Here is an 8,081-nt window from a genome sequence, read left to right on the forward strand (position 1 = left end):
TGGGTCATGCGGGCGGGGATGTCCGATGACCACACGGCAAGCTCCACCCATCCGCGTACAGGGACTGGAAAAGTCCTACAAGGATCTGAATGTGTTGCGCGGCGTGGACTTCGAGGTCGAACGCGGCAGCATCTTCGCCTTGCTCGGCTCGAACGGCGCCGGCAAGACCACCGTCATCCGCATCCTCGCCACACTGCTCAAAGCTGACGCGGGCACCGCCGTCGTCAACGGCTTCGATGTCGCCACCCAACCCGCGAATGTGCGCGAATCCTTCAGCCTCACCGGCCAATTCGCCGCCGTCGACGAAATCCTCAGCGGCCGGGAGAATCTCGTACTGGTTGCCAAGCTGCGCCATCTGGATAACCCGCGCGCGATCGCCGACAACCTGCTCGCCCGTTTCTCTTTGGCCGACGCGGCTACTCGAAAGGTCGCGACCTATTCCGGCGGCATGCGCCGCCGCCTCGACATCGCCATGAGCCTCATCGGCGACCCACCGATCATCTTCTTGGACGAACCCACCACCGGCCTGGACCCGCAGGCGCGCCTCGAGGTGTGGGAAGCGGTGAAGGAGCTCGCGGGCCACGGCACGACGGTCCTGCTCACCACCCAATACCTGGACGAGGCCGAACAACTCGCCGATCGGATCGCCATCCTGCACAAGGGGCGAATCATCGTCAACGGCACGCTCGCCGAACTCAAGCAACTGCTCCCGCCCGCCAAGGTCGAATACATCGAGAAGCAGCCGACTCTCGAAGACGTCTTCCTCTCCCTCGTCGGCGCCGACGCCGTGACCAAGGAACAATCATGACCACGCACTTCTTCGGCGACACCGCCACCCTGCTCGGCCGGTCCCTGCGTCACATCACGCGCAGCGCGGACACCATCATCACGACCACGATCATGCCGATCGCCTTCATGCTCCTGTTCGTCTACGTATTCGGCGGCGCGATCAACACCGGCTCCGATTCGTACGTGAACTATCTGCTGCCCGGCATCCTGCTCATCACCATCGCATCGGGCATCTCCTACACCGCGTTTCGGCTCTTCCTGGACATGAAGGGCGGCATCTTCGAGCGCTTCCAATCCATGCCGATCGCGCGCTCATCGGTACTGTGGGCGCACGTGCTGACCTCGCTCGTCGCCAACCTGATCTCGATCGTGGTCGTCGTGCTCGTCGCCCTGCTCATGGGCTTCCGCTCCGGAGCCGGCGTGCTGGCCTGGCTCGCGGTAGCCGGCATCCTGATCCTGTTCACCCTCGCCCTGACCTGGATCGCCGTAATCCCCGGCCTCACCGCGAAAACCGCCGACGGCGCCAGCGCCTTCTCCTACCCCCTGATCTTCCTACCGTTCATCAGCTCGGCCTTCGTCCCCACCGCCTCCATGCCCGCCCCCGTCCGAGCCTTCGCCGAAAACCAGCCCGTCACCTACATCGTCAACGCCGTCCGAGACCTACTCACCGAACAACCAGCAAGCGCCGACACCTGGATCGCCCTGACCTGGTCCCTAGCCATCCTCGCCGCAGCCTATTCCCTCGCCATGCTCACCTACCGCCGCAAGATCTCCTGACAACTCAATCCTTGAGCGCGCCAATCATGTCCACCAGTGCTCGCGCACCCGCCTGTGTGAGTCGATCATCCCGCGACATCTGGTCTTCAGTCGCGCTGAAATGGAGTTCGCCTTTCCAACCGTCGATCGTGGCAATAAGTTCGACGTCAAGCGGTGTGGCGGCAGGATCGCCCCCCTTGGGCAGCGGCTCGGTGACCACTTTGACCTGCACGCCATCCACGGTGCGCACCTTGGTCGGGTAATCCGTTGTCGTAGAAGGGGGCTCGGTCACGGTACTACCACCGAACGCAACACCGAACAACGAAACATATCCGAGCGACGAAGAAGACGCGGACCCGCCGTTAGCCTCGTAGACGCACCCGTTGCCGCTACCGATCTTGTCGCTCAACGCTTTTCCACCAACGCCGACGCTGGTCTTCAGATCAGCGGTACCGGCTCGAGCTGCGAAAAACTGCTTCGTAGCGTCACACAACGCCTGGATAGTGTGACTGTTGTCCGGATACTCATACTTCTCGGGATGCGGACGTGAAAGCGATCCGCAACCGGAAACCAGAGCTACCATCGCCGAAATTCCCAGTAGACGCCGGAGGTTCATGCCGCTTGCCGTTCAGTGCGGCGGGATCTGTCGTAGAAGTTGGCCGAAGTCTTTGGCTTCCGACGGTTGTCGTGGACTCTGGTGGCCACCATTCCCCCTTCGCCGGTTCCACGCGGAATCAACCAGCGAGGGCCAGTAGCCATTGGTCGCCCCCGCTGTTGCCGGACAGACCCTACCGTTCTGCTCGTCGGACCTGCAAGGGCGGAGGCCGAATGATCAGGCCGATACTTCTCCCCGCGATATCTCACTGAGCCACAAGCTATTTCGGCTTCGGAATCGACTCCGGCAGGTCGGTGTTCAGGTGGCGGACCTTGCACGGTCGCGACGTTCGGAACCTTGCGCAAGGTGTCTTTTGGTCGGCTCGGTGTCGGTGCTCATGCTCGGTCGTCGGTGGTATTCGACGCGCGGGGATCGCCGGAGGGGAGGGGGATGTCGGTGTCCAGGGGGAGGGGGCTTCCGAGATCGGGGGTGCCGTCGGGGTTCCAGGTGAACTTTTGGGCTCGGGTGGTGCGGCGGTTATAGGTGTATTCGCTGGTGTCTTTGGCGTGGTAGACGATCCAGTCTTCGGTGCCGTCCGGGCTTTGGAAGAATCCGTTGGAGCCGGGGCCGAAGACGCCGGCGGGGTCGTTGCGGGTGAACAGCGCGGTGGGGTGCTGGTGCCAGTTGGCGGGGACGAGGGGGTCCGCGCCGGGCGGGAGGGAATGCATCCATAGTTGGTAGTCCGGTTTGCCGGTGTCGCAGGTGGAGTAGACCAGGTAGGTCGTGCCGTTGCGCTGGATCGTTGTCGGGGCCTCGCGTACTTCGTCGCATCCGCCGGCGGACGGCAGGTAGACGGCGCGGCCCGACACGGTGACCGGGTCGCTCATCGGGGCGATGTACAGGAGGTTGTTCGGCCCGCTCCACAACAGGTAGAGCTGGTCGCCGAGCTGGAGCAGTTCCGGATCGATGGACCACACGTCGGGCGCACCCAGCTGGCCCGCGAAGCTGTACGGGCCCAACGGATCCAAGCCCTCGGACTGCAAGACGTAAAGCCGATGACCGTCCCGGCTGCCGTCACCGGCGCTGTAGTAGAAATACCAATGTCCGTCGAGCAGCCGGAAAGACGGCGCCCACATGTCTTGATTACGCGCGGGGTTCGAATCACACCACACCGTATTCGCCTGTGCCACAGCCAGATCGCCCAGCGACTCGGCCTGCCAGATCCGCAACGCTGTGTTCTGGCTGGTCGAAAGATAGTAGTTCCCCGCGTAATAGGTCAGAAAGGGATCAGCCGCCCCGTTCAACGCATTGCGGAACGTCCCATCGTTTCTCACCTTGTGTGCATGCTCGCCCATCGAACGTCACCCATCGTCGCGGATCTCGTAACGCACGCTTGCCCAAACTCTAGGACATCACACAGTTCCACTTACCCGAAAACCCGTCCGGCGACACGACGCTGCGCGTCAGAGGAACTGCCCGCTGGCCAGGTAGGGCGCTGGCGTCGGCATGCCACGAACGGCGAGATACCCTTCTTGGCCGAGCTGAAGTCCGGCGGCCAAGCCGACATCGATCGCCCACTCGTTCGCGGTGGTGATGCAGTTGACGAGCGTCTCTGCACGCGCGGAGGCGAGTGCTTCCCACAGGAGCTTTTCCGCGGTCCGCTGCTCGGCGGCGGCAAGCAGGGCCGGTCGCCCTCGCTCGTCCAGGTAGACGTAGCCCGGCCCTGCCCGGGATACGACCAGGCGGTGGCCGGCCAGCAGGTACTGGTGATCGTGCCCGTGGCCGGCCCCGCGGAGCCGCCGGTCCAGCTGATTCATCCAGTCGATATCGTCGCCCGACCCCTCGGACAGCCCGGTCACCGCCGCGAGCTTGGTGCGATCGACGGTGCCGATCATGCGCATCTGCGGGTGCAGCGAGAACCCGGCCAACCGGTAGCGCCGGGTGGCCCCGGGATGCACGGAGGAGGAGAACATTCCCTGGCGACCGTCGGCGTGGGTCAGTACGGCGTCGAGTAGCCGTTTCCCGATGCCGCGACCCTGCCTGCTCGACAGAACCCCGTAGGTCGCCAAGTACCACAGTCGATCGCGGTTCTGCGCGACCGCGAATCCGACGATCTGCGCACCGTCGGCCGCAACCCAGCAACCGTGCGGGTCGACCCCGAGGAAGTAGCGCATGCGGTCGATCCACCGCTCGGCGGCACCTTCCGATCGAGGTTCGGGTTCGGGCTCGCTGACCCGGCGATCGCGCCGCTCACTGTCCAGGAATACCGCGGCGGAGGTGCGTTCCGCACCGGGCAAGTCGTCCGCCTGCATGGGCCTGACCGCTACGCAATCCATTGGCCCACGGTACGAACAACCACCGCGAACAGGAACCGATTTTCCGGGCTAGGCCGAAGTATGTACTGGCGCTGCACGATTCGCCACAGCGTAGGGCAATCCTCGCGTCGGGTACGCGCGCATGAGTTCGCCGGCGCGCACCATGCGGTCGATCATCCCGTCCGAGGGAATGCCGGCTTGGAAGCAGGCGCGGGCGCCGTCGAGCCGATCGTGGGCGACCGCTACCTGCAATAGTTCGCGCGAGTAGTGGGCGAAGTTCAGTGCCAGGGTGCCACCGCTCTCGGCTGCGGCCGCCGCACGGGCCAGCCAACTCTCGAAGCTCGGGTACGGGTAGTGCAAGATCAGCGGTGCGGTGACCAGCGCGCCGGGCTGGGTGAAGCCGGTGAATCCGTGCCGGTCAACCGGCTCGACATGCGGACCGAGGCGGACAGCGCTGCGATTGGCCGGTGTGTCCAGAAATGGCGACCGGCCGCTGACCCGGAACACCGTGCACTCGTGGAACGGATCGACCACCGTGCGGCCGACGGGGACCGCTTCGTGACCGAGGAAAGTCACCTGACCCGCATCGGGAATCTGCCAGCGCCTGCGACCGTCGTCATAGAACAGTTCCTCGGGGCCCAGCGGAAGCAGCCAGGTCATGCCGGCGGCGAGCGCGGTCGCGACGGCGCAACGGATATCGGCCATCTCTTGGTCCTCGCCGTCGCCGTTGTCCAGGGCGCGATCACAGACAAGCACGGGCCGTTCGCCGCGCAGCCCATCGACGGTGGCGCGCACGACCGGATCATCGGTATGGACGATGATCAGATCCGCGTGTGCCACATGGTGTTTCAACCAGGTCGTCAGGCCGGGATACGGTGCGTCGATGCTGACGCAGATCGCCGTCGGTTCCGCGGCCCGTGCTCGCCTGTCGGCGCCGACTCCCCGGAACATCCGCGTCGAGAGGTCGTCGATCCCCTGCGAGATCAGGTAATCGTGGTACTCCGTCAGGGGATTCACCCCGGCCGCCCGCGCCGCTGTCAGATTCGGCCCGCCGACCGGACGGGTGTGCCGGACCGTGACCGCGTCGACGATGGCGATCGACGAGGTGTCCGGGGCGAACCGCGGCCAATGGAAGTCCAGGCCCCAACCGGTTTGGGTGGCATCGAAGGTCGGCAGGCAGCGGGCCAGGAACTCCCGGCTGAAGCACGGTGCCATGATCTCGACGAAATTCGTGTATCGAAGCTCGAACCGGCGATCTACCAGGGTGATTTCGTGCGTGTAGAAACTGTCCTCGGTGAGCGCGGGCTGAGCGAGCGAAAGGCGGTACTGCGCGGCGTATTCGAACAGTTCGTTGATGGTGTAGGTATCGGTGGCGAGATCGTCGTCGGGGAGCCAGACGTAGTCGTACTCGGCCAGCGTCTCGGCCAGATCGACCGTCAGGACATGATGCAGGGCAGGCCATTTCGGCCCTTTGCGGTCCAGGCGGAGCACACTGTCGGTGCGGAATCGGTGCGGGTCGTCACCGAAGTAGCTGATCACCAGGTCCCAAGTCCGTGGATGTGGTCCCGCGAGCCATTCGGTGTGCAACGACGCGTCACCGGCCCGAAGTACCACCAGGTTCCGTCGTGCAGGTGGCCGCGCGTCGGCGCTGTGCGGTGCTGTCGTCATACCCATCTCCTTACGCGGCGTACCAGCCGTCACCCCAAAGAGTGTGCAGGCGTTCGAAATACGCCTCATATTGGGGAGCAACGACATCGGTCGAGAACTTGGAGATCGCGTAGTCGCGGATCCCCTGGTAGTCGAGTTTGTCCACCGCTTCTGCGGCAGTGCAGAACTCCTGGAGGTTCCGGCATCGATAGCCCTGCACGCCTTGCTGCACGGTCTCGGTGAACACGCCCCAGTCGGTGGTGATGACCGGAGTGCCGCACAGCATCGCCTCGGCGTGTACGCCGCCGAACGGCTCCAGATAAAGCGATGGCACGAAAACCCCACGCGCACGCGACATCAGTTCACCACGGCGCACGTGATCGACCACGCCGACATACTCGGCGACGTCGGCGGACGGCGGCTCGCCCGCACCCGCCACCACGAGCTTCACCCCCAACCGCTGACAGGTCTCGATGGCGATCTGGATGCCCTTCGCCTCGACCAGGCGGCCGATGAACAGGAAGTAGTCGTCCTTCTCGGCGGAGAACGGAAAGTCCTCCACTTCATAGTAATTCGGGATCACCGCGTCATAGAACGCGCCTCGGGCGCTCATCACGCCGGGAACCGTTGTGCGCGAACCGTATACGGCGTGCATCCAGGCGTAGCTCTCGAAGACACGATACTTGGCGAACACGCCGCTGTAACCGATGCCGAATTCGACGGTCATGAGCTCGGGGAACATGTCCGCGATAGGTTTCTGGCTGCCGCCGCCGAGTACGCAGATGAAATCGCGTTCCTGGCGGCGCTTGGCGATCTCGGTGACCGCGCGTTCGTTGGAGGTCAGCCAGTGCGGCTCGTAGGGATCCCAGGTCAGATTGTTGAGTTCCTTGTACAGGTCGTTGCCGCGGAACCACTCGGCCTGCTCGGCCTTGGTCACGATGGTGACGAATTCGGTGCAGGTCGCGGTGTTTTCCTCGCCGCCGTACAGGAATACCTCATGGCCCAGGTTCGTCATCATTTCGGCGAAGCGTCGGTTCTTCTGGGTGTAGGCACAGGGCTGATAGTGCTTGGTGGTCTGCGTGTTGGGCAGGTTGACGACATGAAAACGCATGGCCGGGGCTCACATTCGGCTCGGAGGGTGGGGCTGCCTCAGCGGTCTATGACGGGCCGGACCGACAGCGGATCCTCGCCGACCGCTTCGTCCAGGTGTTCCGGGCCGTCGAGGTAGGCCGCGCGTTTGCGTTGCTGCTGAGGTTGGCCGCCCTGTGCGCCGCCCATGCCGCCACCCATGCCGCCGCCCATCGGGTAGCCGCCGCCCATGGGCATCGCGGCCGACGGCGCTATGCCCGCCCGGGCGACCTCCGTCTCTGTCTTGGCCGCCCCGGAGGCGTCCGCGCGGGGAAACAGCTTGTCGTCCAAGGGGGTTGAGGGAACGCCTGCCTTGGTCGAACTGCCGCCTGCGCCGGCCGAGCCACCCCCGGCGCTGGCGGGAGAGACGTTGAGGCCGAAGGGGCCGGATGGACCGGACGCGCTCCAGGGGCCGGACGCACCCCACGGGCCGGAGGCGCCCGATGGGCCGAGTAGGGCACCGGAATTCAACTGCTGCAACATGTTTGCCAGGGTTGACAGCGGTCCGGTGGAGTCGCCGAGCGGGCCGGTGGCGCCGCCAGGGGAGTTGCCGGGTGTAGGACCCGGGCGCCCGGTCGGGGACGGGCCTGCGCCAGCGCTGGAGTGTGGACTCTTCCCCGAGCCGCTCTTTCCGCCGCTCCCGCCGCCGGGTTTGCTTGCGCCGCTTTCTTTTCCGTCGCCCTTACCATCGCCGCTACCCTTACTCGAACCTCCGCCGCTATCGCCGTTGCCGCCGCCGGTTCCGCCGTTGTGGTGGTCGTTTCCGCTGGTTTCGTTGTTGTTTCCGGTGGGTGTGGTGTGGGTGGCGGGGGCGAGGGTGTTGGGGTCGGGGAGGGTGGGGATGAGGGTGG

The 8,081-nt window shown here is 65.0% G+C and carries 8 protein-coding genes; 2 read left to right on the forward strand and 6 right to left on the reverse strand.

From position 1 onward, the window contains the following. Positions 1 to 25 precede the first annotated feature (25 nt). Both ACFQ9K_RS17130 and ACFQ9K_RS17135 read left to right on the forward strand, forming a co-directional pair. Positions 26 to 808, forward strand: coding sequence for an ABC transporter ATP-binding protein (locus ACFQ9K_RS17130; RefSeq protein WP_378713230.1), 783 nt, complete (start codon positions 26 to 28; stop codon positions 806 to 808). Then, positions 805 to 1,566, forward strand: coding sequence for an ABC transporter permease (locus ACFQ9K_RS17135; protein WP_378713232.1), 762 nt, complete (start codon positions 805 to 807; stop codon positions 1,564 to 1,566). The genes ACFQ9K_RS17130 and ACFQ9K_RS17135 overlap by 4 nt, the downstream gene beginning before the upstream one ends. A 4-nt stretch (positions 1,567 to 1,570) precedes the next feature. On the opposite strand, the gene ACFQ9K_RS17140 is transcribed toward ACFQ9K_RS17135, so the two are convergent. From ACFQ9K_RS17140 to ACFQ9K_RS17165, 6 genes are all read right to left on the reverse strand, one after another. Next, a complete protein-coding gene (locus tag ACFQ9K_RS17140) occupies positions 1,571 to 2,128 on the reverse strand; it encodes a hypothetical protein (protein ID WP_378713234.1) in 558 nt (185 codons plus the stop codon). Positions 2,129 to 2,535: 407 nt separating this feature from the next. Then, positions 2,536 to 3,474 (reverse strand): family 43 glycosylhydrolase, encoded by a 939-nt coding sequence (locus tag ACFQ9K_RS17145; protein WP_378713236.1) that lies wholly within the window; start codon positions 3,472 to 3,474, stop codon positions 2,536 to 2,538. Positions 3,475 to 3,603: 129 nt separating this feature from the next. Next, the gene (locus ACFQ9K_RS17150; RefSeq protein WP_378983311.1) at positions 3,604 to 4,476 is read right to left on the reverse strand and encodes a GNAT family N-acetyltransferase; all 873 of its coding nucleotides are present in this window, start codon (positions 4,474 to 4,476) and stop codon (positions 3,604 to 3,606) included. A gap of 48 nt (positions 4,477 to 4,524) precedes the next feature. After that, the gene (locus ACFQ9K_RS17155; protein WP_378713239.1) at positions 4,525 to 6,123 is read right to left on the reverse strand and encodes a hypothetical protein; all 1,599 of its coding nucleotides are present in this window, start codon (positions 6,121 to 6,123) and stop codon (positions 4,525 to 4,527) included. Between the two features lie 10 nt (positions 6,124 to 6,133). Beyond that, the gene (locus ACFQ9K_RS17160) at positions 6,134 to 7,213 is read right to left on the reverse strand and encodes a glycosyltransferase (protein WP_378713241.1); all 1,080 of its coding nucleotides are present in this window, start codon (positions 7,211 to 7,213) and stop codon (positions 6,134 to 6,136) included. A gap of 38 nt (positions 7,214 to 7,251) precedes the next feature. Further along, the gene (locus ACFQ9K_RS17165) at positions 7,252 to 7,701 is read right to left on the reverse strand and encodes a hypothetical protein (RefSeq protein ID WP_378983316.1); all 450 of its coding nucleotides are present in this window, start codon (positions 7,699 to 7,701) and stop codon (positions 7,252 to 7,254) included. Positions 7,702 to 8,081 lie beyond the last annotated feature (380 nt).

The sequence above is a fragment of the Nocardia sp. NPDC056564 genome (genome assembly GCF_042793755.1).
Taxonomy (GTDB): Bacteria; Actinomycetota; Actinomycetes; order Mycobacteriales; family Mycobacteriaceae; genus Nocardia.

Coding starts and splice junctions, on each gene's coding strand:
- ACFQ9K_RS17130 (WP_378713230.1), top strand. CDS start 26: ATGACCACACGGCAAGCTCCACCCATCCGCGTACAGGGACTGGAAAAG.
- ACFQ9K_RS17135 (WP_378713232.1), top strand. CDS start 805: ATGACCACGCACTTCTTCGGCGACACCGCCACCCTGCTCGGCCGGTCC.
- ACFQ9K_RS17140 (WP_378713234.1), bottom strand. CDS start 2,128: ATGGTAGCTCTGGTTTCCGGTTGCGGATCGCTTTCACGTCCGCATCCC.
- ACFQ9K_RS17150 (WP_378983311.1), bottom strand. CDS start 4,476: ATGGATTGCGTAGCGGTCAGGCCCATGCAGGCGGACGACTTGCCCGGT.
- ACFQ9K_RS17155 (WP_378713239.1), bottom strand. CDS start 6,123: ATGACGACAGCACCGCACAGCGCCGACGCGCGGCCACCTGCACGACGG.
- ACFQ9K_RS17160 (WP_378713241.1), bottom strand. CDS start 7,213: ATGCGTTTTCATGTCGTCAACCTGCCCAACACGCAGACCACCAAGCAC.